The sequence below is a fragment of the Sinomonas atrocyanea genome (assembly GCF_030812675.1).
Classification (GTDB): Bacteria; Actinomycetota; Actinomycetes; order Actinomycetales; family Micrococcaceae; genus Sinomonas; species Sinomonas atrocyanea_B.
In genome coordinates this window covers 155105-178860 of sequence record NZ_JAUSTE010000007.1, presented here as the reverse complement: position 1 = coordinate 178860, position 23756 = coordinate 155105, and the positions used below count along the sequence as shown (strand labels likewise).

Genomic DNA, 23756 nt, shown 5'->3' with positions numbered 1-23756 from the left:
ATTGGATACCGTCGAGGTCACCGAGCTCGTTCCTAAACGCAGTGACAGTCGCCGCTTACGAGTACGTCCACTCCATGCGCCCCCGCGGAAGGCCCGATAACAGCGCGGGCTTGCGTGGCCTCGTGTCAGTCCTCGTTCAGGCGCTCTTTAAGAAGGGCCAAGATTCGCCGCTGTACAGCAGGGCCGGCGTTCTCCCGCAGGTCTTCAGCGATACGCTCGGCCAGACTTTGCGCGAAGCTCTCCCACATCGAGTTCTGGAGAGGAGCGCTCTCGGGCCGTCCAGAGGCGGCTGCTACGGCGTCTCTATGGATTGGGATGACCGCTGCGCCCGTCTGGTCCTCTTCGGCGTCAGCGAGAAGCGGCGACACCATGGCCTCAGCTTCAATGATTGTGTCGTCATGCTCAGCGCGATCGGGTTCCTCGCGGTCGGCCCTCTCCGGGGTCGCCTCCTCCTCCGGCTTCTCGTCGGGTGGTATGAATCCTTCGAGAATGCCAGGGACTCGTGTGCTCGGAAGGACGACGTCGAGGTAGTGCACAGTGCGCGTCAACGCAATGTACAGCAGCTTCGCCCCTTGAGGAGTCTCGAGGATTCTCGCCGGATCGACAACGACGACAGCATCGAATTCGAGGCCTTTGGAATCGTGGGGCGTGACGAGATTGATGCCTTGGGAGAGGCCGCCGTCGGATGACTCACTCCATCGGAGGCCCCCGGCCATGAAGGCGGAAGTTATCGCCGGCCAGTGTGATTCCGGGGCGATGACGCCTACAAAAAGACCGCGGCGGCTGTGGTCCTGGACTGCATCGGCGACTGCTTCGCTGAGGCTCTTCGGCTCGCACAGGATCCACCGGGGCTCATCGTCGACGTCCCGTATGGCTTGGGGCGCTGCGATCTCGGGCGCGGCCTCTTCGAGGACCCGTGATGCAATGTCCATGGCCTTCTTCGGGACGCGGTAACCGACCTCGAGCACTTCGACGTTGGCGGGGAGCTCTGAACCGAGGTACTTGGTGGTCTGGTCCCAGTCTTTCTGCGCGTACAACGAAGTCGCTTGAGCGATGTCACCGACGATAGTCATTGACCCATCGAGCGAACGTCGGCGAAGGGCCTGAAGCTGCATGATCGACAGGTCTTGCGCCTCGTCCACCACGATGTGGCCGTAGACGTGCTCAACCCCGTTGATCGCGTGAATGGCATAGTCAAGAACGGCGAGATCGGCTTCGGTCCATCGGACGTCGTAGATGCTAGTTGGTGCCGCCCTGTAGAGGGATTCGATCTGGGGTTCTGTTGCTCCTGCGGCGCGCAGCCGGACCTTCGACCCGTAGAGATCGACGACGAATTGCTGCGGCGAGACCTGCGGCCAGATCTTCTCTGTTTCTTCCTCAAGCGACTTGTCGTCGATCCCGACTGCCAAGCCGTTGATGTAGGGATCGCTGGTATTGGCTGCCATGCGAGCGAGTGAAGCCTTGAGCAGCGCGCGGCGCGACGAATACGGGCTCGGCTTGAGCGCGCTCAGGGCTGCTTTGATTGCTTCTGCGTCAATCGGCACGCTGCCAAGGCCGCCCTGCCGGCGGATCCGGATGCCGCCAGCAGGGATCTTTACACGCTGGTAGAGAGCCTTTCGGAGCAGCTCGGCCATTGTCGCGGTGCCCTTAAGTCGGGCCACGCGCGGCTCATCCTGGCCATTGATATGGAAGTCAGACCCAGCCATCAGCTGGGGCAGGGGCAGCTGTACGACGTCTTCGTCGCCCAGATCGGGCAGGACCCGTCGTACATACTTAGTGAAGGTCTGGCTCGGGCCAACGAAGAGCACATCTCTCGGCGCGAGCGTCTCGTGGTGCGTGTAGAGAAGCCACGAAATGCGGTGGAGAGCAATTGCAGTCTTGCCCGAGCCTGGGCCACCCTGAATGACGAGGAGCTGATCCTTCGGGCTGCGAATCAGGCGGTTCTGCTCGGCCTGGATGGTGCGGACCATGTCCTGCATGTAATGGCCACGGGCGCGCCCGAGATCTTCGAGGAGTGGGTCGCCTACGCTGCGGAACTCGCTGAGCTTCCCCAGCTCCTCGGCGATCTGCTCGAAAAGCTCATCTTCGAACGACTTGATCCGGTTGGCGGGAGCGTCGAACACACGACGTCGCGCAACCCCGGCCTGATCTTCGAACGTGGCATCGTGATACGGGTCCGCTGCGGGCGACTGCCAGTTCCAGACAAGGACCTCACTGGTCGAGTCATCACGCACGGCCACTTTGCCGATGTAACGGGTCTCACCGTCGACCGTGTCGATACGGCCGAAAGCGACCGGCTCATGGGCGCCGAGTCGCTCACGGCGATTGGCCGCTGCGGCGAGCGCCCTGCGCTCGAAGGCCGTACCGCCCGAAGATGGGCCGTCGCGATAGGCGATGGCTCTGTCCAACTGTGCTTTGGCGACATCGAAGTAGGCCTGTTCGCGGGCCTTCTCAGCCTCGAATCCTGGCTCAACTTCCTGCAGCTCTGCGGCCACGGGTCCCCCTCCGCGCACGTGATGTTGTTATCACCACACCATAAGCGAGTCCACCGACACTTCTGGACTAGATGCTCCCCTTGCTGCCCTCCGGAGTCGCGCTCAAGGACCGTCGCATGAATCAGCAAGCTTGACCATACAATCATCGAGTCGCATGGAGGCGGCGGGCGCTCTTGGAGCGTGGGGAGACATACGGGGGACTAGTGGCACGCTCGATCCCAGAAGAGCCGGACTTCGGCCCGGGCCACGAGGCCGAGCGTGCCGTCTTGAAACTGCTCGTCGAGGCGCTGCCGGACGACGCCGTGGTATGCCATTCGGTCCAGGTGCGTCACGGCACCGCCGAGCACGAGATCGACCTCCTCGTCCTCTGGCCCGGCATCGGGATTGCGTGCGTCGAGGTCAAGGGCGGCCAGATCAGCATCGACCAGGCGCAGTGGTACCAGTCGGACCGCAACGGCAAGCACCGGATCAAGAGCCCGGTCGCGCAGTCCCAGTCATCCATGCACGCGTTCATCGATATGGCCAGCGACCACCTCGGCACTCCCCTGACCAGCAGGACCATCTACCTCGTGGCCCTCCCCTACACGCACGTGCCCAGCACCTGGGAGATGGCCGGCACGCCCCGACCCCTCATCCTGGACGCCGACGACCTCGCAAATCCCCTCACTCTGGCGGAGCGGCTCCGCGGCACCATCCTCGCCGAGGCGCGTGGCGTGAGTCAGCTGACGCCCGAGTACGCAGCTCGGCTCGAGCGGTTCGCCGGCGGCACGCTCGTGACGCACGACGCCGGTCCGCTCGCTTCAGCTGCCGACGAAGACCTTCAGGACTCGCTCACCGAGCGGCAGCAGGTGCTGCTCAATGCGACCCGATCGATCCGGCATGCGCGCTTCATCGGCGGCGCCGGTAGCGGGAAGACCTGGCTCGCCGTCGAGAAGGCCAAGCGGCTGGCCAAGGAGGGCAAACGCGTCGGCCTGTTCTGCTACAACAAGGGCTTGGGCATGCACCTGCGGCAGAGGACCGCTGGCTGGAGGCACAACAGACCCGTCTTCGCCGGCGAGTTCCATGAGTATGTCCTCTCCCTCGGCGTTCCCCCGGGGCAAGGGCAGGCGTACTTCGACGAGGAGATGCCGCGCCGCTTGGTCGAGGTGGGCGGCGCCCTGCCCGAGTCTCAGAAGCTAGACGCCATCGTCGTCGACGAGGCGCAGGACTTCGCGCCCCTATGGTGGGACGGGCTGCTCGCTTGCGTGAAGGACCCGCGAGAGGCAAGTGTCTATGCCTTCCTCGACGCCCGTCAGGACGTCTATCGGCGCTGGGACGGACGCGGGACCGTGGGGCAGGAAGGGAAGGACATCAGCTTCGTTCCGATCCATGTGGACGACAACCTGCGCAATTCCCGGCGCATCGCCCAGACGTTCAAGTGCTTCGCGGGCGACCACTTCACACCGAAGACAGGCACCGGGCTGCCGGTGCGTTTCGTGGAGTGCTCGACCGAGGATGCACTCGAGGTTGCCTCGGACTGCGTGGACGGGCTCATCGAGGAGGGCTGGGCCAACAACCAGATCGCACTCCTGACCACCAAGACGCGGCACCCCATCCATCAGGAGGCCTTCGACGCCGGGCCGGAGGCCGTATCTGAATACTGGCGCGAGTTCTACTCAGACTCTGCCGAGTTCTACGGGCACGTCTTGGGGTTCAAGGGCCTGGAGCGCTCCGTGGTCGTCCTCTGCGTCAACGGATTCAAAGACACGAACCGCGCTGCCGAGCAGCTGTATGTGGGACTGTCTCGTGCGAGGAGCCTGCTCGTTGTGGTGGGCGACCCGGAGCTCATAGGACGCGGAGGCGGTCGCGAACTCGAGGCCGCATTGGGGCGGGCCGAGCGCTGGGTGCCATAGCGTGGCGATAGGCGATCCCGGGCCGTGGCGACGCCCGGCGGGCTCCGTACCGGGATGCTGTACTCGGAGCCGACGCCATGCGAACCGCACCTGCTGCGCGGGTGCCCGCGCAGCGGCGTAGTGGGTGCTAAGAAGTAGTGAAGGACAGACAGAGGGGGGCGCATGGACGCGTTCAAGATCCGCGAGGGTCTCATTGAGGGCTACAAGTCCTTCACTGAAGGATTCGTAGAGATCCAGGACGAAAGGATAAAGAAGGCCGTCCAAACGGCCAGCGATCAGGGCCGCCAGTGGCCCGATCCATGGTTGTCGCTCAACCCATCATTTGCCTCCGGAGGCCGGATCGACGACCTAGTCGCGGCGGGTCTCCTTCACCCGACTGCGGCGAAGATCTTTCGGCGTAAGGCGACGCTCGATGATGCGGGCACGGCGCCCATCACCCTCCATCGACACCAGGCCGATGCCATCAAGCTTGCCGCTAGCGGCAAAAGCTATGTTCTGACGACTGGAACCGGCTCTGGTAAATCGCTCGCCTATATCGTCCCAATCGTTGATCGCGTCCTCCGCGAAGGGTCTGGCAAAGGAATCCGGGCGATCATCGTCTACCCCATGAACGCGCTGGCAAACAGCCAGATGGAGGAACTGCGCAAGTTCCTTGACTTTGGCTTTGACGGCAAATCACCGGTGACATACCGGCGCTACACCGGACAGGAGAGTCCCGAGGAGCGCGCCGACATCCTCAAAAACCCACCTGACATCCTCCTGACAAACTATGTGATGCTCGAGTACGTCCTTACTCGGCCGGAGGAGCGTACTTCGCTCATCAAGGCGGCTGATGGGCTGAGCTTCCTGGTTCTGGACGAACTGCATACGTACCGGGGCCGGCAGGGCGCCGACGTCGCGATGCTCGTCCGGCGGGTTCGGGACGCCTGCGGGGCACGGGAAACGCTGCAGTGCGTCGGAACGTCGGCAACTATGTCCAACGGCGGTTCGTCCGCCGATCAGAAGACGGATGTCGGGGCCGTAGCTACGAGGATATTCGGCGTCCCTATCGCACCTGAACAAGTGGTCTCCGAAACCCTGATCCGGGCGACGACAAGTGCGCCGCCGAACGCGCTCGATCTCCGACGTATTGTTGGCAGGCGGGGCGATGCCGACAACACGAGCGCAACCCTCACGGGCGGATACGACGCGCTGGCCGCTGATCCGTTGGCAGCATGGATTGAGAGTGAATTTGGGCTGACCGAGGAAGACAATTCTCGGGTCCTCGTACGCAAACGCCCGACAACTGTGGCTCGTGCGGCTAAGCAGCTCTCTTCCATTACTGAGGCGGATGAGAAATCATGCGCCACAGCCATCCGAGCCACGTTCCTCGCGGGCTCGAAGGCCAAGAATGAAGCAGGCCGACCGCTATTCGCGTTTCGGCTCCATCAGTTCCTGTCGAAGGGTGGATCAGTCTACGTGTCCGCCGAGGACGAAGGAACTCGGCTCATCCAGACCGACTATCAAGTGACCGTGGATCCCGACGAACGTCGCCTGTACCCGCTCGCCTTCTGCAGGGAATGCGGTCAGGAATACCTCATGGCGAGGAAGGTCATGAGGCCGGGCTCTGATACATTCCTCGCCCGCCAGACGCTGCGGCTCGGCGACGACTCCGCTCCCGATAATGGCATTGACGGCTACCTCTACATCTCGAGCAAGAATCCTTGGCCAGCCGACCCCATTGCCGAGGATCGGCTCCCCGAGTCATGGCTGGATGGTGCTGGGGTCGCCAAGAGCGTACTTCCAGCCCGGCGGAAATCGCTACCTGTGCTGCACAGGCTGGGCATCGACGGGTCAGCACGACTTGATGACGGTGGCGAGGGCCAACTCGCAGCCTGGATCCCGGGCGCCTTCCGGTTCTGCCTCAACTGCGAGGTGACTTACGAGCAGGCGCGGCTGGGTGAGGTGTCCAAGCTCGTGACCCTCGACCGCGAGGGCCGCAGCAGCGCCATGACTGTCATCGCGACCCGATTGGTTCATCTCCTCGAGTCCCCCGCGGGTGCGGATCTCGACCCCCGAGCGCACAAGCTCCTGACGTTTGTTGACAACCGTCAGGACGCAGCTCTTCAGGCCGGCCACGTCAACGACTTCGTGCAGGTGGCCCAGCTCCGTGCGGCACTGCACGCAGCGGTCGCCAAGGTTGCCCCCGACGGTGTCGGGGCCAGCGAGCTCGGCGACGCCATCGTCGCATCACTGAACCTTGACTTCAAAGACTTTGCGGTCGATGCCAACCCACTCGACAAGAAGCGCTACCAGAAGGCACTTCATGACGTCGTGACATACCGGGCCATCCGAGACCTTCAACGCGGATGGCGTATTACCCTGCCCAACCTCGAACAGACGGGTCTTCTTCTCGTCGAGTACCCGCTGGCCCAGCTTCTGGCCGAGGATGAGGAACGTTGGAAGGATGCCGACGCGCTCCTTCGGGACAGCGACGCAGACCAGCGCGAAGAGATCATCACGATCCTGTTAGACGAGTTTCGCCGTGGCCTAGCGATCGATGCCCGCGAGCTGGACTCGGATTGGATCGACAAACTGCGCGGTCGGTCGCGCGAGTTCCTGCAAGGTGTGTGGTCGATGCCGGAACGAGAACCCGATCCGGTCGTCGGCCTGGTGACGACGGAGCCAAAACGGAACACACGCGCTCGAAATATCATGCCGATCACCGGCGCCGGGGCTTTCGGGCGCTGGCTGCGCCGGCCCCAGCGATTTGGCCGGAAACTCACGACCGCAGAAGCGGGCATCGTCATCGAGTCCCTCCTGCGAGTCCTCCAAGAGGGCGGACTCATCACTGAAGCGGCAGAAGGGAACATCAAGGGCCATCGTCTGAAGCTCTCGACGATGACTCTGCGTGCAGGCACCGGGGAATTCGGCGCTGCGGATCCCCTCCGCCGGCGGTACTCGGCGGAAAAGAAGCCGCGCGTTATCGCCTTCTTCCGTGACCTGTACCGCGAATCAGGCCGTGAGCTGGCCGGGCTTCACGCGATGGAGCACACGGCACAGGTCAGGGCTGATGATCGGGAGAAGCGGGAGAAGCTATTCCGCGATGCGGAGCTCAAATTGCTCTTCTGTTCGCCGACGATGGAGCTCGGAGTGGACATTGCAGACCTCAATGCGGTCGCGATGCGCAACGTTCCCCCCACACCAGCAAATTACGCTCAGAGATCAGGACGAGCGGGGCGGTCGGGCCAGCCCGCACTGGTTCTCACGTACTGCGCAACGGGCAACGCACATGACTCGTACTACTTCGATCGATCCGAGCTTATGGTCGCGGGCCAGGTGCAACCGCCGCGACTGGACTTCGCCAATGAAGACCTCGTGCGGTCACACGTCCATGCCGTGTGGCTCGCCGAGACGCTCTCGGCAACATCGGGCGGCCTCGGCAAGTCAATGAGTGGACTTCTGGCCATGGACGCCGCGGGATACCCACTCGCACCGCAGATCGCAGACGTCCTCCGCTCCCCCGCGGCCGCTCACGCAGCCAAGGCTTCGGCTAGGTCGCTTGTGGCCGCGATCGGAGATGAGCTCGCGGCGACCCCGTGGTGGTCCCGAGCTTGGTCCGACACGGTAATCGACAACGCGCTCGAGTCGTTCGACCGAGCCTGCGATCGCTGGCGCGAGCTCTATAAGAACGCTGTTGCCGAACGGGACAGTGCACACGAGACGATCAAGAATCCCGTCGCACAGAAGAAGGCAAGGGAGCTGGCTCAGCGGCGATATGCCGAGGCACAGCAGCGGATCGAAATCCTGCTCAATGACGGCGACAGCCAGGGCCAGTCGGATTTCTATACGCTGCGATACCTCGCGTCCGAGGGCTTCCTGCCCGGCTATTCCTTCCCTCGGCTTCCGCTTGCGGCCTTCATCCCGGGCATCCGCAAGGGGAAGGACAACAACTCCACCTGGCTCCAGCGTTCGCGCTTCCTCGCCATCAGCGAGTTCGGTCCCGACGCCCTGATCTACCACGAGGGGGCGCGCTACCAGGTCAAGCGAGTTGCCCTTCCCCGCAAGTCGGATCTCGCGTCTGATGGCGATGTCGTCCGGACGGAGGCACAGATCTGCGAGGCGTGCGGGTACCTGCATGAGCGCAGCGCCATCATCAGCGTGTGCGAGAACTGCGGTTCCGAGCTGGGTGCACCAACAAGGGAACTGATGCAGCTTCAGTCGGTCATCACACGACGTCGCGAGCGGATTAGCGCGGACGAGGAAGAACGCAACCGTCAGGGCTTCGAACTCGTCACGACCTATCGTTTCGCTGATGGCGGCGCAAAGCCAGGCCACCACCGTGCAGTCGTCCAGAAGGGCGGCCACCTGCTCGCCGAAGTTGCCTATGGGGACGGAGCCACCGTCCGCGTCGTCAATCGGGGGCGTCGGAACCGGGCCAAGAAGGATGAGCTCGGCTTCTGGCTGGACCTCATCACGGGTGAGTGGCTCACGGAGACCAAGGTCAGCGACATCGACGCCATGTACGATGCTCCGGACTCCGATGCCGATGACATGCCCGTAGAGAAGGCCAAGAAGCGGGCTCGCGTCGTTCCATTCGTAGAAGACCGTAGGAATATCGCGGTGCTCCGTTGGGCGGAGGCAGTTTCAGAGGAGACCGCTACGACGCTTCAATACGCAATCGAACGCGGAATCGAAGCAACGTTCCAGCTTGAAGACTCCGAGCTGACGAGTGAGCGCCTGAGCGATCCCGACGGCCGCGGGCGGCTGCTGCTTGTCGAGGCAGCCGAAGGCGGCGCTGGTGTCCTGCGACGCCTGCAGGCTGAACCCGATGCCGTGTCGAGGGTGGCGCAATCTGCATTGGAAATCCTGCACGTGAATGCAATGTCCGGCGAGGACGAGGCAGATGCATGCACGCGCGGATGCTATCGCTGCCTGCTGTCCTACGGGAACCAACGGGACCACGAACTGATCGACCGGCGGCTTGTCGTCGACTTCCTCAAGGATCTTGCGTCAGCCAGCACGCTGCCCACCGATCAAGCCCAGAGCGCCCTGTTTGCTGAGCCTTCGGACCTTGCCGTCGGTTCGGTGGACTTCGAACCTCCACGGGGCACTCAGTCTCCACGCGCTGCCGCCTTCCAGGAGTGGCTCGCCACACGTGGTCACCGGAACCCTGCAAAGGTAGCCGAGGCGATTGAAGGCGTTGCTGTCGATTTCGTCTTCGACGGACCTGAATTGTCGAAGCCTTGCGCTGTGATCGTCGAGGAAGTCGGCAAGCACCCGGTTGATGACAGCGCCCTTCAGCTGTTGGGCTTCAAGGTCGTTACCGTCGGTAGGGATGAAGATTTTGAATTGGTAGTAGGGAGAAACGCAGACGTGTTCGGAGAAGCAGAATGACCACCACTACCGGCTTCGCCCCGGGTTCCTTGGTCTCCGCCCGAGGCAGGGAGTGGGTAGTCCTGCCCGAGAGCATTGACGACTTTCTAGTCCTCCGCCCTCTCGGCGGCACCGATGACGATATCGCAGGTGTCATCCCAGCGGTCGAAGAGGTACGGAGCGCCTCGTTCGGGCTGCCTTCCGCCGACGACCTGGGCGACTACCGGAGCGCGCGGCTCCTGCGCGACGCGCTGAGAATCGGCTTCCGCTCAAGTGGCGGCCCATTCCGAAGCCTCGCCGGACTCAGCGTCTCGCCGCGGCCGTACCAGCTTGTCCCGCTGCTACTCGCACTCCGCCAGGACACCGTTCGTCTCCTCGTCGCTGACGATGTCGGCATCGGCAAGACTGTTGAAGCGGGGCTGATCGCGGCCGAGCTGCTCGCCCAGGGCGATGCCGAACGCCTCACCGTGCTCTGCCCGCCGAGCCTCGCCGAGCAGTGGCGTCAGGAGCTGCTTCAAAAATTCAGCATCGACGCTGTTCTCGTCCTCCCGGGAACTGCAAAGAAGCTGAGCAACGAAGCGGGATACGGGAAGTCGATCTTCGAGCACTTCCCGTTCACCATCGTGTCCACCGACTTCATCAAGTCCGAGTCCAAGCGCCATGACTTCATCCGCACCGCGCCCGACCTGATCATCGTCGACGAGGCCCACGGCGTGACCGCAGATGAGTCAGGTCGAGGCAGTTCAGGACGCACGCAGCGCTACGAGCTCGTCCGCGAACTGGCAAAGGACAAAGACCGCCACCTGCTGCTGGTGACCGCAACACCTCACAGCGGCAATGAGAACGCCTTCCGCAATCTCGTGAGCCTCCTCGACGAGCGCCTCAAGACCCTCGACCTGACCCGCGGGGAAGGCAGCGCCCTCCTTGCCGAGCACATGGTCCAGCGCCGCCGAGCAGACATACGGCACTTCCTGCGGGCAGACACGAAGTTCCCGAGCGACCGCGTCAAGAAGGAGATTCCGTACCACCTGTCGGGAGAGCATAAAGACCTCTTCGACGACGTCGTGACCTTCGCCCGCGGCAAAGCCCAGGACAGCACGGGCGGCAAGAGGGAACAGCGCATCCGCTGGTGGTCCGCGCTCTCCATGCTCCGCTCTCTGGCCTCGAGCCCGGCCGCAGCTGCCGCTACTCTCCGGACCCGTGCCATCGCAGAGACCGCCTCGACTGCCGGCGAGGCGGACCTCCTCGGAATGGCCGGGGTCATGGACCAGATGGAGGACGATGGCGCGGAGGGACTTGACGTCGTCCCCGGAGCGCTGCCCGACGCCGACTCGGGCGAGAAGAAGGAGCTCTCGACGCTCGCCAGCCTCGCACGGCGAGCCGAGAAGCTCGCCGCCGATCCGGCGTCGGACGCCAAACTCGCCGCACTGGTGAAGAACGTCCGCGAGCTCCTCCAGGCAGGCTTCCAACCCATCGTCTTCTGCCGCTATATCCCCACTGCCCACTACGTCGTTGACTTCCTCCGGACGCAGCTCAAGAGCAGCGTCGCCATCGACGTTGTGACCGGCGAGCTCCCCTCGGAGGAGCGGGCGGCGCGAATCGAGGCACTCGCAGAGAGGGCCGGTTCGTCGCAGAAGGTCCTCGTGGCCACCGACTGCCTGTCCGAAGGCGTCAACCTGCAGGATGGGTTCCAGGCCGTCGTCCACTATGACCTCGCATGGAATCCCACCCGCCATGAGCAGCGCGAAGGTCGCGTGGACCGCTTCGGGCAGCTCTCGGAGACCGTCCGCGCCGTTACGATCTACGGCGAGGACAACGGCATCGACGGTCTCGTGCTCCAGGTGCTCCTGCGGAAGCACGAGAGCATCCGCAAGGATCTCGGCGTCAGCGTCCCCGTACCGCCGCGAAGCGATCAGGTCATGGCTGCCCTCATCGAGGGCCTCCTCATGCGTGGGCACGATCCTGAGCAGGGCCAGCTGGACCTCGGGCTGGACGTCGCGGCCAAGGAGCTCGACGCCGAATGGCGAAGCACCGCGGAAGCGGAGAAGGCCAGCCGAGCGCGGTACGCGCAGAACGCTATCCGCCCCGAACAGGTCCAGACAGCCGTTGACGCCGCACAGCGAAGCCTCGGGGAGCCCCGGGAGATTCCGTTCTTCGTCCGTTCAGCACTCGAGGACACGGGAGCGCACCTCACGTCAAAGCAAGAGGGCTTCGAGGCCAGCCTCAGCGTCGCTGCGGCCGGTGTGAAGAACGCCCTCGGCGGCCGCGACGCCGTTGAGTTCGTCCCGGACTATCCGGCCCCCCGCGGCGCCGGGGTGCTTGTGAGAACGGACCCGAAGGTCACGGCCCTCGCTGCCTACGTGCTGAACTCGGCGCTCGATGACAAGCTCACTGGCGCGGATCGGCCCGCGCGCCGGGCCGGCATCATCACCACGTCCGCCGTTGCCAAGACCACCGTGGCGCTTCTCGTCCGGTTCCGCACGAAGCTGATCCTCCCTGCTCGGCTGGGAGACCGGACCGACATCGCCGAAGAGGCCCGCCTGCTCGCGTTCACCGGCGCACCCTCGGATCCGACGTGGCTCGACGACGCCGAGATCGAGACGCTCATGGATGCCCGGCCAACGGCCAACCCCTCCGAAACCGCCAAGGCTCTCGTCCCTAAGGTCCTCGCAGCCCTCGAAGCGATGGAGCCGCTCCTGAACGAGAAGGCCCAGGCGATCGCGGACGAGATCCGGGAGGCTCACGTCGAAGTCCGCTTGGCCGCCCGCGGCACGTCCCGGGCGGGACGCTTGGGCGTGAGAGGCCTCGAAGTCCAGCCGAACCTTCCCGCCGACATCCTCGGCGTCTACCTCTACACCCCCGACCAGGGAGCGAAATGAGCACGGCCGCGTTCCAGGCTATTACCGTCACTGGCGGGGTCTTCCCCCCGTCGCTTCTCGGCAGGATCCAGGCCGGGCAAGTCAGCGAAGCGAGCATGAAGCCGTCGAGCTTCAACCTTGCCGGCAGTGAGACACTGCGTGATGCTGCCTCACGCTCGTGGGGCTACCTCGGTGGTGCGTGGCGCGCCTGGCGGGACGGAGATGCGAAGCGATTGACCGGCGTCGGGACCGGCGAGGCCCGCCAGAAGTGGCTTCTCGTGCTCTTGAGGGAGCTCGGCTACGGTCAGGTTCAACCGACTCCGGGCGGCCTCGCGACGGGAGACGCCCAATACCCGGTGTCGCATCGATGGGAGCATGTGGCCATCCACCTGCTCGGGCCAGGGGTTGACCTCGACCGGAAGAACAAGGGCGTCGAAGGCGCCGCCCGCGCCCCGCAGGCCATGCTCCAGGAGTTCCTGAACCGCGAAGAAGAGTACCTGTGGGCCATCCTCAGCAACGGCCTTAGGCTCCGTCTCCTCCGCGACTCGACGTCCTTGGCCGGCTCCGCGTACGTGGAGTTCGATCTCGAGGAGATCTTCGAGAACGACCTCTACTCCGAATTCCAGCTCGTGTGGCAGGTGTGCCACCAGTCCCGCCTGGCGAAACGCGGAGGCCCCGAGCAATCGCCGGCGGACTGCTGGCTCGAAGCGTGGCGCAATGAATCCGTCGAGGAAGGCACGCGAGTCCTCGAGAAGCTGGGCCGCGGAGTGGAGAAGGCCCTCGGAACTCTGGGAACCGGACTGCTTCAGCACCCGGACAACGAGTGGCTCCGTGCGGCGCTGACGTCGCGACAGCTCACCGACCGGGAGTTCCACAAAGCGCTCCTCCGCCTCGTGTACCGTCTGCTGTTCTGCTTCGTCGTGGAGGACCGCGGAGCACTGCTCGACCCCGAAGCCTCGGCCGAGGCACGCCAACGCTACACGGACTACTTCTCGACCGCTCGGCTCCGTCGGGTGTCCAGGACGCGCGACGGCGGCCCCCACCCCGATCTGTGGCGCACCCAGAGGCTGGTGCTCGCCGCGCTCGGCGGCAGCGGCCTGGCTCCCATTGCGGTGCCCGCGCTCGGCGGCCTCTTCGACCCGGACTCTCGCGCACCACGGCTGGACGGCCAGCCTGGCGACGATCTGGTGCTCGCTGCCGAGATGTCCAACATGCACCTCTTGAAGGCCGTGCGGCAGCTGTCCTGGTTTGCCGACGACTCCAACCGCTACCAGCCGGTGGATTATCGCCATCTGGGTGCCGAGGAGCTCGGTTCGGTTTACGAGTCCCTCCTCGAACTGGTTCCCCGCGTAGACCTCGAGGCCCGGGACTACGGCGTTGAGCGCGTCGGCGGCAACGACCGCAAGGTCACGGGCTCCTACTACACCCCGCCGTCACTCGTGTCTGCGCTCCTCGACACCGCCTTGGACCCGGTGCTCGACCAGGCTGTAGCGAGTGGGGGCAGCCCCGAGGAACAGGAGAGCAACCTCCTCGCCCTGACGGTGTGCGATCCCGCCTCAGGATCCGGGGGCTTCCTCGTCGCAGCGGCTCGCCGGATCGCGCGGAGGCTCGCCGAAGTCCGAGCACTGGGAGACGAACCAACGCCGCAGGCGATCCAGCACGCGCTGCACGACGTCGTCGAGCGCTGCATCTACGGAGTCGACCTCAACGACCTAGCGGCCGAGCTCGCTAAAGTCTCGCTCTGGCTCGAGGCCATGGAACCCGGCAAGCCCCTGGGCTTCCTCGACGCTCGCATCAAGGTGGGCAACAGCCTCATGGGCACGACGCCGGCCCTGCTCGCCGCAGGCGTCCCGGACGAGGCCTTCAAGGAACTCGAGGGGGATGACAAAAAGCGCGCTTCGGCTGTCCGGAAGCGGAACAAGGCGGAGAATTCGGCCAAGGCCCGCGGGAGCTTCCGTTCCCTAGGCCAAGAGGTCCTCAGTCTAGGGGGCGTCGAGCACACGGTCCAAGGACTCATCGAGCAGCGCCACAGGCTGCTCCGCCCTGTGTCCAGCGCCGACGATGCCCGTAGGCTGGCAGCCGAATACGCCGCCTTCGACCACTCCGGAGAGCTGGAACGACGGCGCCTTCACGCCGACGCCTGGACGGCCGCGTTCGTCTGGCCGCTGCGGGACGATGAGCCGGAGCCTCCAACAACGTCGATCGTCCGGCAGATCGGCGACGCGGGAGCGTCGGCCGGCTTCGGAGCAACCGTCGCCAAGGTCCGTGAACTCGCCGACGACTACCGCTTCTTCCATTGGCACCTCGAGTTTCCGGAGGTGTTCGGCGACCCAGACTCCGACGACGTCGGCGCCGACGGTTGGCCGGGCGGCTTCTCCTGCTTGCTCGGCAATCCCCCGTGGGAGCGCGTCAAGCTGCAAGAACAGGAATTCTTCGCAGCCCGCGACCCCGAGATCGCGACGGCACCGAACGCGGCAGCGCGCGGCAGACTCATCAAGAAGCTGGAAACGGACTTCCCCGAGCTCCACACGGAGTTCCTCACCGCCCGACGCCGCGCTGAAGGTCTGAGCCTCATGTTGCGGCTCTCTGGACGCTACCCGCTCAATGGCCGCGGTGACGTCAACACGTACGCCGTCTTCGCCGAGCTGTTCCGATCGCTCACCGGCCCGAAGGGGCGTTCGGGAATCATCGTTCCGACCGGGATCGCGACCGACGCGACGACGCAGTACTTCTTCAAGGACCTCGTCGAGACCAGCACGATCGCGGCCCTCTATGACTTCGAGAACGCAGTGCCGATCTTCCACGGTGTGCATCGCAGCTTCAAGTTCTGTCTGCTGACCATGGCCGGTCGGCTCACCCGCGAGGAGGCCGCGTCCTTCGCCTTCTTCCTCCACGATCCGGCCGACATCGGGGCGAAGGAATTCGAGCTGACGCCGGACGAGATCAAGCTCATCAACCCGAACACGGGAACGCTGCCGATCTTCCGAACACGACGCGATGCCGAGATCACGCTCGGCATCTATCGGCGCGTACCGGTGCTGATCAATGAGAACGATCCCGTGAACGGCAACCCGTGGGGCGTTTCGTTCTCAACCATGTTTCACATGTCCAACGACTCTCACCTGTTCCACACCAGAGACGAGCTCGAGGCCGACGGCTGGGAGCTCAAGGGCAACGTCTTCGAGCGCATGGTCAATGGCAAGACAAACAAGATGCTCCCGCTCTACGAAGGAAAGATGGGACATCAGTTTAGGGACAACTCAGCGAGCTTCTACGGCACGGGCAATGACGACTTCTCACCAATCGACCCTGGGTCGCAGGACGACCCGATGCCAAGATATTGGGTAAGTGAGCATGAAACTGAAGAACGACTGAAGCGAAGATCGCACGGTACTACATCCGCGCTACTGGGCTTTAGGCGGGTCGCCAGAAGCACCGATGAACGAACCATGATTGCGAGCTTGCTTCCCTACGGGGCATGTTCTTACGGTTGGATACTTACAAGCGGCCCGAGTATCGAGGACCTCCTCTGCCTTGCCGCCATGTACAACTCCTTCGCCGTGGACTACTGTTTGCGCAATTCCCTATCGCAGCCTTCCATTCCTCAAGGAGTCGCTGAGCAGATTCCGATAATCTCCCGACAGCGCATGCGGGAGCCGGAAGAAATCTTCGGCGGCCAAAGCACCGCATGCTGGCTTGCTCCCCGAGTTCTCGAACTGAGCCAACATTCCCGGAGCATGGCGAGCATCGGCTCAGAACTCGGTGTTGATGACCGGATACTGGACCACGACCCGGCTAGGCTGGACTATATTCGTGCTGAAATTGACGCGACAGTCTTCCACCTTTACGGAATCGAACGCGATGAGCTTAAGTATATTTTGGGGACGTTTCCGATCATTAGGCGCAAGGATGACAGGGATTACGGGGACTTTCGCACATTGAATCTCATAGTTGATGCCTACGATCGGATGGCCGCCGCTAGGGAGAACAAGGAAACGTACCAGTCGAACGTCAGCGACGATATCAATGTCTGACCCACAGTGGGCAAAGTTCCTTCGCTTTGGCGCTGCCTTCTATGATCGCGCGTTGCTCGATGCTGAGGAATACGACTACAAGATTGAACTCTCCGTCCGCCTCAAGTTCACGCGCGAGGCTTTCCTCCGCGACGAGCCCGACTGGTTCGAAAGGCTTCGTCGGGATATCTCCTCGTCGAACCTCATGAACCAGTACTTCATGATGCGTCTGGTTGAGCTCGGCCGATCCCAGCCCGAGGTTTTGAAGCCAATCATCGACCTGTTATGGCGAGGCGATCACCCCACCGACAGCCTCGACGATTTTGCCGCGCGCCTCCGAGAGCAGAACCCAGAAAACTTCTCGGTCGGCGGCGTCGTTGGATTTGCATCGATCCTCCTCCTCGGGCGAGATCCTGAGTTATACCCGCCCTACCGAGCCCAAGCGGTCAAGAAGTTCCTGAAGCTTGTTGGATGGGCGGACCGTGGAGCAAACGGCTCGGCGTTGGAACGCTACGGGCTCTTGCTTGAAGCGATGGATGAAGTCCTTCGTCTTGCACCCCAGTACGGCATCGCCCTGAAAGACCGCCTCGACGCGCAGGGGCTCATGTGGACGGTCATGAATGTCGACCCCCCGAGCAACTGGAGCGCCCAAGATATCGCTGAATTTCACAGCTGGCGAGGAGACAAAGTGACTGCCGACCCGCTCGCAGCCGCAACACCGACCCGTCCGGGCCCGTTCCCGGGCGTCGAATCCGCGGCGCAGGCAATCATCCGTCCCGGCTTGCTCCTCGATCCGTCGCCTTTCGGCGGCGGAGAGCCGACATGGACCGCAGAGAACGCGCAGGAAATCTACAATCGGGTGATCCTCAGCGAGGATCTCGGCAGTAGGAGCTTCCTGGAGAAGCTGAAGGACCAGCTCAGCGGTGCCGCTGCAGGTGTTGTTCGACTTGCTGCCGAGCTCGTGGCGCTGCAGTCGCTACCGCTGACCAATCTTCGTCCCGCCACAAAACGAGGGCGCGTCAACGAGGTCCTCTCGTGGCTTCCCGGAGGGGCGCCCGGCCTTCCCCCCGTCATTGACGACGGCTTCTCGGCGCAGGGCGCATTCAACGGAGGCCAAGGATTCAACCAGGTCCAGTACAAACATCTTGGTTGGCTCGCGACCCTCATCGTCGCGTTGCGCGAAGCCGACTACAACGGCGCGGAACTCCTCAACGACCCCAAACTGCTGTCCCAGGCCACGCTTACGCCGTCCTACGATGTTCAGGCCATCCGATACAGCTTTGAGTACATGGCCGCGCCATGGTTCTTCGAGCCCATCGTGAATCGAACTCATCGCGTCAAGATCCGGGACGCCTTCGACGGCCTTATCGGAGGAGCATCCGGCGATGATGACTGGGCCATCGCAAACGACCTCCATGAGATCCAACAAGCTCTGACAGCGCGAGACGGCGCCCGCGCCGAGTGGTACAGCGAACCATACCTGCACGTATGGAACGGTCAGCAGCCTGCCGGAAGGCGCGCATGGCTTGTGCGCCAGAATCAAGGTGGCCTGAATATGCTGGAGGGCTGGCTCCAGAACGGCAGGGTGTCCACCCGCGCCCAGCACCTCGGTTCCCCACCTGCCGGGAGCGACCTCAAAGCCATTCAGGAGGCCGTCAATCTGGGCTACGACCACGTGGACTACGCCGAGCGGAAGCAGCGCGCTCAGGAGTACTACCGGTTCCTCACCCTCATGAAGCCAGACGATCGTGTGGTGACGCTCCATGAAGAGAGCCTCTACCTCGGAGTCATCACCGGCGAGGCTGAGTATGCCGAGCATGAGGAGGCACGCCTATGGCGTGATGTCGAGTGGGTCGACCGTCCCGTGCCGAACTCAGGTCTCCCTGCGCCACTTCCCAAGCTGCTCGACGAGACTGGCGTCGTCGTCGACCTCACCGACGCCCTGACAGCACTCGATCGGTTGATGCCCGAACCGGTTCCGGGGGATAGCCCCGGAGAGGCTGGCGACCCTTCACAGCCGCCTACCGCCGTCGTGCCTCACCTCCGTGCTGCGAGCGATGACCTATCAACAAGCCTGCATGTGGCCCGTGAAGACTTGCAGGAGATCATCGATCTCCTGCAGACGAGAAATCAGATCGTGTTCTATGGTCCGCCGGGAACGGGAAAGACGTTTCTCGCCACAAAGATAGCGAGGTACCTCACCGGCGAGGAGCATACCAGCCATATCACTTTGGTTCAGTTCCACCCCTCCTACGCCTATGAGGACTTCTTCGAGGGGTACCGGCCGGCTTCTGCGGATGATGGACACGTAGGGTTTGCCCTGGAGCCCGGACCGCTGCGAAGAATTGCAGCGGAAGCAGCCGCCGAGGGAAACCGCGACAAGCCCTTCTTCCTGATCATTGACGAGATGAACCGCGGCAACCTCGCCAAGGTCTTCGGGGAGCTTTACTTCCTGCTCGAGTACCGGAATGACTCGATCAGCCTCCAGTACAACCCAGCAGAGAAGTTCGCTCTCCCGCCCAATCTCTTCATCATCGGCACCATGAACACAGCCGACCGGTCCATCGCGATGGTCGATGCGGCGATACGTCGCCGGTTCGCCTTCGTCGAGTTGCATCCCGAAGACGGCATGATCCGCGGGATGCTGGCCAAGTATCTCGAGGCGAATGGGAAGAGCCCGCTTCGAGCCCAGCTTCTGGATGCCCTCAACGCCGAGATCGAGTCAAGCGATCGGGACCTGATGGTCGGGCCTTCGTACTTCATGCGCGACCATGCCGAAACGGAGGAAGGTCTACGCCGCATCTGGCGCTACGAACTTCTGCCGCTTCTGGAGGAGCACTACTTTGGCCGTTTGGACCGGAAGAAGGTGCACGAGCGCTTCGGATTCGAGGCCATTCTCCAGAAGGTGCATGGCCCCGCGGTTGCCGAACCGGTGGCCGACGCGGCGCCTACTGACACAGACGGCAACGGCCTTGAAGGTGATCAGTCCCAGCCTGGACTCTCGTGACGTGCTGACCCATCTGATCCTCGACGAGCTCCAACCGAATCCTGTAGTCGCGGCCATCGATCCGATCACCGCGGGCGCCTTGAGACAGACGAAGCTTGTAGCCGTCGACCCGGCCTGGGGCGGCGGATACTCGATCGCAACTCTTGGACTGGTGGGTGCGGTTCAGGTGGGCAACCTTCTAGTGGAGGTGAAACCCAAAGCGCGTGTGGGCCTCGACCGCATGCTCTTTCTTCTGGGCTACGCCAAAGATCCCGGGTTCCGAGAAGAGGATGTCACCGGCGAGGGCTTCGACGACCTGTTCTCGGCTCTCGCCCTCGCACTAGCCCGTCAAGGGGAACGCGCATTGGCTCGCGGACCGCTGGCCGGGTACCTACACCTTGACGACGCCCTTCGGACCGTGCGGGGGAGAATCCGCGTCACCGACCAAGTGACCCGGCGGCCGGGCATGCTGCTGCCGTTGGAGGTCTCCTACGACGAATACACGGAAGATATTCCGGAGAACCGAATCGTGCGTACCGCTATCCGCCTCGCCCTCCGGCTTCCCCGGCTCAGCGACGATGCTAGGCGCCGGCTTGCTCACCTCGATGCGAAGCTGGGCGGCGTCACCATCTTGTCCACCGGAGCTCCGCTTCCACGCTGGACGGCATCCCGGGCCAATGCGCACTACAAGCCGGCGCTGCGCCTGGCTGAGCTCATGCTGCACAACATGTCCGCGGAGACGGGAACCGGTGGCCTCACCGTAGCCTCCTTCATCGTCGACATGGCGAAGGTGTTCGAGGACTTCGTCACCGTCGCGCTGACCGAGGCGCTGGCTTCGTCGCCCGGGCGCACTGATGCTCAGTACCAGTGCTATCTTGACGTGCCCTCACATCAAGATAGCTCGAGGGTCAATATGTATGTGGATCTCGTGTACTCCGTCGGCGGGGTTCCCCAGACGATATTCGACGCCAAATACAAGGCGTCCGGGGCCACGGGGTATTCCAATGCCGACCAGTACCAGATGCTCGCCTACTGCACGGCTCTGGGCGTTAAGCGGGCATGGTTGATCTACGCTGACTCAGGGCAGGTCAGGCCGAGGGAAATTCGCAACTCAAACGTCGAGATAGTCGAGTGTCCCTTAGATCTGTCGCTGGAGCCGAACGTTATCCTCGCGAAGATAAGAATCTTAACTACAAGCGTCACCGCAGAACCGTCTGCCTACACCGCGTCATCATAGTTAGCACTTTTTGGCGATGACGCAGCGTGAGACCCGTACCTCATTTGACTACGATGAGCCCAGTCGCGACAGATAGGCCCGAACCACCTCAGCGTCCCCGGATCGGGGCAAGCGCATGTGTTGAATCCGGTTCCTTACGGGCAGCAAGTCCGCTTTCGCCTTGGCCCACTGCTTTGAAGACATACCATTAATCCGACCCCCTTCAGCCAATTCAGCCAGCAGATCCAAGAGGTCAGACAAATCCAACCACTTCTCAGGAATGGCCAGTTGCTCGAGAGATGGCGCCGCAACTCCAGTCTCATTCGAATAGTTGTCGCGTATCTTCTTACGACGGGATTCTAGAAATTGTTCTCGTCGGGACGAGTAGACGCTGTTCCGAGAGATAATCGCGCGAAGCGACCGTTCGATCCGGAACAACTTGTTAGCGATCTCACCCCAAGAAGCGGGCGCATCCAACATCATCAGATCCGCCTTAACGATTGCGCGGCAAATCGTATTCACAGAAAGCCAAGGTAGAACATTAACAGCATCGCTAGCGTAGTCAACTTCCGCCATTCCCGCAGCGATCAGCGTTGACTGAACATCGTCAGGGTGTGAGTAAGGTCCCTCTGGGAGCGAGATCCCGTGAAGGTAGCATGACTCGAGACTCGAAAGCGTCTCCGCGCCGCACTCCACAATAGAAGCTGCCAGGCATTCTATAAAAATGTCCGAGCCTTCTAATAGGGAAGCGCCAGATCCGCCACCGGCCAACAATCTCGATGCCGGACCTGGGTAGCCCATTGAGACAGCCAAAATATCTTTAGCCCTCACCTCATCCATACCGACCATGTGATCTATAGTCAGGCGAGGTACTGGCGTAGCGTAACAGTCCGTGGCGAGTCCACTGCCGTCGATCGCCGGGTATGCCTTCTGCGGCAATTTACTCGAAATGATAAGGGCTGCGCCTCCCGCCATTGCATCAAATAGCATCGGACGAAGCTGACGCATCCACGCTTCCCCCCTACGGGCACGAAGTAATGCATCAAAGCCAAGAACTATAATAAGGTCAGAAGCAACGTCTTCAAGGACTTCAAGGTCGCCGTCCGAATTCAGCGGAAGTTTGTAGCAATCAATGAATTTCACGGTCAAGTTCGCAGCCGAGTCAGCGAATGCTGATCTGTCATCAACCGTCGCTGCTAGAGCATTCAGATGGAAGAATACGTGCCGCCGGCGCGTCGCTGCCCGAACAACGGAATCAAACCACGCAATTCTATCCATTCCGGACCTTAAGCTTTGAACCCAACTGCGTCCATGGAGCTAGCCCCAACGTACCGCCGCTCTCCTCAAGAACGTTGAGGTTCAACAGATTCGTCACTTCACCGGGATAATCGTTCTCAATACTGCTGAGATCCGGCGAATCGCACACTAGTGTTATCAAGGCAAGCTCGTCCGGGTAGAAACGACTCAAGCTATCAATCATGCCATCTACCAAAGGCACGGCTTCGCGCCGCCAAGACCTGTTCGCTGCCCGAACCATGTCTAAATCGATCTCTCGGTTTGCGATGTCATTTGACAACCGCTGGGCCACAAAGCCGGCTAGAGATCTAGCAAGAAATACCTGCCCTCCGGTGATTCTATACACTTCGGCAAGCGCTTCGGGCGACCAGCGTGCAGCCATCCTACTGCCCAACGCCTGAATCATCTGACCCGACTCCCGCTCGGAGACATTCGATATAAAAATAGTTCGTGCCCACGCAAACAACGGGTTTTCACGGCCGTAGAGAGACGGGTATAGTATAGGGGCAGTCGTTATACCAGAGATAACAACGTTGAAGTTGGTGTTCTCTTGGACTAGCGACCGAAGCGCGCCGAAGAACTCGGGCACCTGGTTTTCAGAGGTAACCTCCGCAGCGTTGCTACCGACGAGAGATTCGATCTCATCCAGAGCGACAACAACTAGCTTACTTGGTCCTGGGCCTTTCTTGAGCGCGGTGCCAATTGCTTGCCTGAAGTCCCCGATCGTGGATTCTCGGGTAACTTTTGCCAGATCATGGACACGCATCCCATGTTTCGCAAAATCGATCTTTAGGCCGTTGGCGATGTCTACCATTAGCTGGGGTACCTTCTGGTATTCATCGCCAGGCAGCACCTCCAGATCGTGGAGACTGAAGATAGCATTGCTAGAATCGCCGAGCTCAAACTGTCTACCGAGTTCCGTCAGAAGACTTGTCTTCCCTGTTTTTCGTAGGCCAAATACACCGCACACTCGGCCTAGTTTGATTTCTGCCACGAGGCTCTTAAGGAGCTGATGGCGCCCAAAGAACTCGGCACCCGATACGGGCGTAGTAATTTCATATGGGTTATTTCGGCTCGACACATCCACTATCTGTTGCAGCAAGCGCGCGGCATAGTCTGCGGCGGGCATATCGCCCTTTCGAAGGGTCAGCACGCTATAGGGCTCGCGCAAAGTCCATTCATCTATTTTCCTCTGCGCATACATGTCTTTTGAATAGAGGAGATATATGCTTTCGCTGTGCTTTCGCTCCAGTTTGGCCGCACGCATAGCATCGATTGTTCTCGGCTGCACGTCATGATAATCGGTGTACGTGACTTGAATTCCCGAAGTCGAACCTAGCACGCCCTGCAACTCTGGGTTGAGTTCGACGACAGCATGCCACACGCCGAGTCTGTCGTCTCGTAATGCATACGAAAAGTCGCAGCCCATTTCCTGGAAGACCCGCCTGTGGTACTGTGCCACCGGATATTCTTTGCACAATCGGGCGATGTAGCGCAGCGTGTATTCGTCTCTTATGACAATCTTGTTTTGTCGCAAGCGTTCAAGGAAGTTCATGCTGTCCCCCGTGCCACTGATCCACTCCAGACCCCTTGATGGTACGCCGGCCCATACTGAACACTCCGCAGGCCAAGTAGGGATCTGCTT

The 23756-nt window shown here is 62.1% G+C and carries 9 protein-coding genes; 6 read left to right on the top strand and 3 right to left on the bottom strand.

Annotated elements, in window-relative coordinates:
• Positions 1-125 precede the first annotated feature (125 nt).
• Positions 126-2495, bottom strand: coding sequence for a HelD family protein (locus tag J2W20_RS11765; protein WP_307006803.1), 2370 nt, complete (start codon positions 2493-2495; stop codon positions 126-128).
• 203 nt (positions 2496-2698) lie between these two features.
• On the opposite strand from J2W20_RS11765, the gene J2W20_RS11760 reads away from it, so the two are divergent.
• The 6 genes from J2W20_RS11760 to J2W20_RS11735 all read left to right on the top strand — a co-directional run bounded on the left by J2W20_RS11760 (position 2699) and on the right by J2W20_RS11735 (position 20836).
• Positions 2699-4387, top strand: coding sequence for a nuclease-related domain-containing DEAD/DEAH box helicase (locus tag J2W20_RS11760; protein ID WP_307006802.1), 1689 nt, complete (start codon positions 2699-2701; stop codon positions 4385-4387).
• 162 nt (positions 4388-4549) lie between these two features.
• Positions 4550-9763: a DEAD/DEAH box helicase gene (locus J2W20_RS11755; RefSeq protein ID WP_307006800.1), complete on the top strand. Its 5214-nt coding sequence runs from the start codon at positions 4550-4552 to the stop codon at positions 9761-9763.
• Positions 9760-12621: a helicase-related protein gene (locus J2W20_RS11750; RefSeq protein WP_307006799.1), complete on the top strand. Its 2862-nt coding sequence runs from the start codon at positions 9760-9762 to the stop codon at positions 12619-12621. The genes J2W20_RS11755 and J2W20_RS11750 overlap by 4 nt, the downstream gene beginning before the upstream one ends.
• Positions 12618-16634 carry an Eco57I restriction-modification methylase domain-containing protein gene (locus J2W20_RS11745; protein ID WP_307006797.1) on the top strand — a complete coding sequence of 1339 codons (4017 nt, stop codon included), beginning with the start codon at positions 12618-12620 and terminating at the stop codon, positions 16632-16634. Before J2W20_RS11750 ends, J2W20_RS11745 begins: the two co-directional genes overlap by 4 nt.
• A 52-nt stretch (positions 16635-16686) precedes the next feature.
• Entirely contained in the window at positions 16687-19620 is a 2934-nt protein-coding gene (locus J2W20_RS11740; protein ID WP_307006795.1) for an McrB family protein, read from the top strand.
• Position 19621: 1 nt separating this feature from the next.
• Positions 19622-20836, top strand: a complete 1215-nt coding sequence (locus tag J2W20_RS11735) for an McrC family protein (protein WP_307006793.1) — start codon at positions 19622-19624, stop codon at positions 20834-20836.
• A gap of 48 nt (positions 20837-20884) precedes the next feature.
• Here J2W20_RS11735 and J2W20_RS11730 read toward each other — a convergent pair whose 3' ends face one another.
• Entirely contained in the window at positions 20885-21964 is a 1080-nt protein-coding gene (locus J2W20_RS11730) for a hypothetical protein (protein ID WP_307006791.1), read from the bottom strand.
• Positions 21965-22085: 121 nt separating this feature from the next.
• Positions 22086-23666 (bottom strand): hypothetical protein, encoded by a 1581-nt coding sequence (locus J2W20_RS11725; protein ID WP_307006790.1) that lies wholly within the window; start codon positions 23664-23666, stop codon positions 22086-22088.
• Positions 23667-23756 lie beyond the last annotated feature (90 nt).

Bases quoted from the DNA above. Each gene is read 5' to 3' on its own strand.
- J2W20_RS11755 (WP_307006800.1), top strand. From the start codon at position 4,550: ATGGACGCGTTCAAGATCCGCGAGGGTCTCATTGAGGGCTACAAGTCC.
- J2W20_RS11750 (WP_307006799.1), top strand. From the start codon at position 9,760: ATGACCACCACTACCGGCTTCGCCCCGGGTTCCTTGGTCTCCGCCCGA.
- J2W20_RS11745 (WP_307006797.1), top strand. From the start codon at position 12,618: ATGAGCACGGCCGCGTTCCAGGCTATTACCGTCACTGGCGGGGTCTTC.
- J2W20_RS11725 (WP_307006790.1), bottom strand. From the start codon at position 23,666: ATGAACTTCCTTGAACGCTTGCGACAAAACAAGATTGTCATAAGAGAC.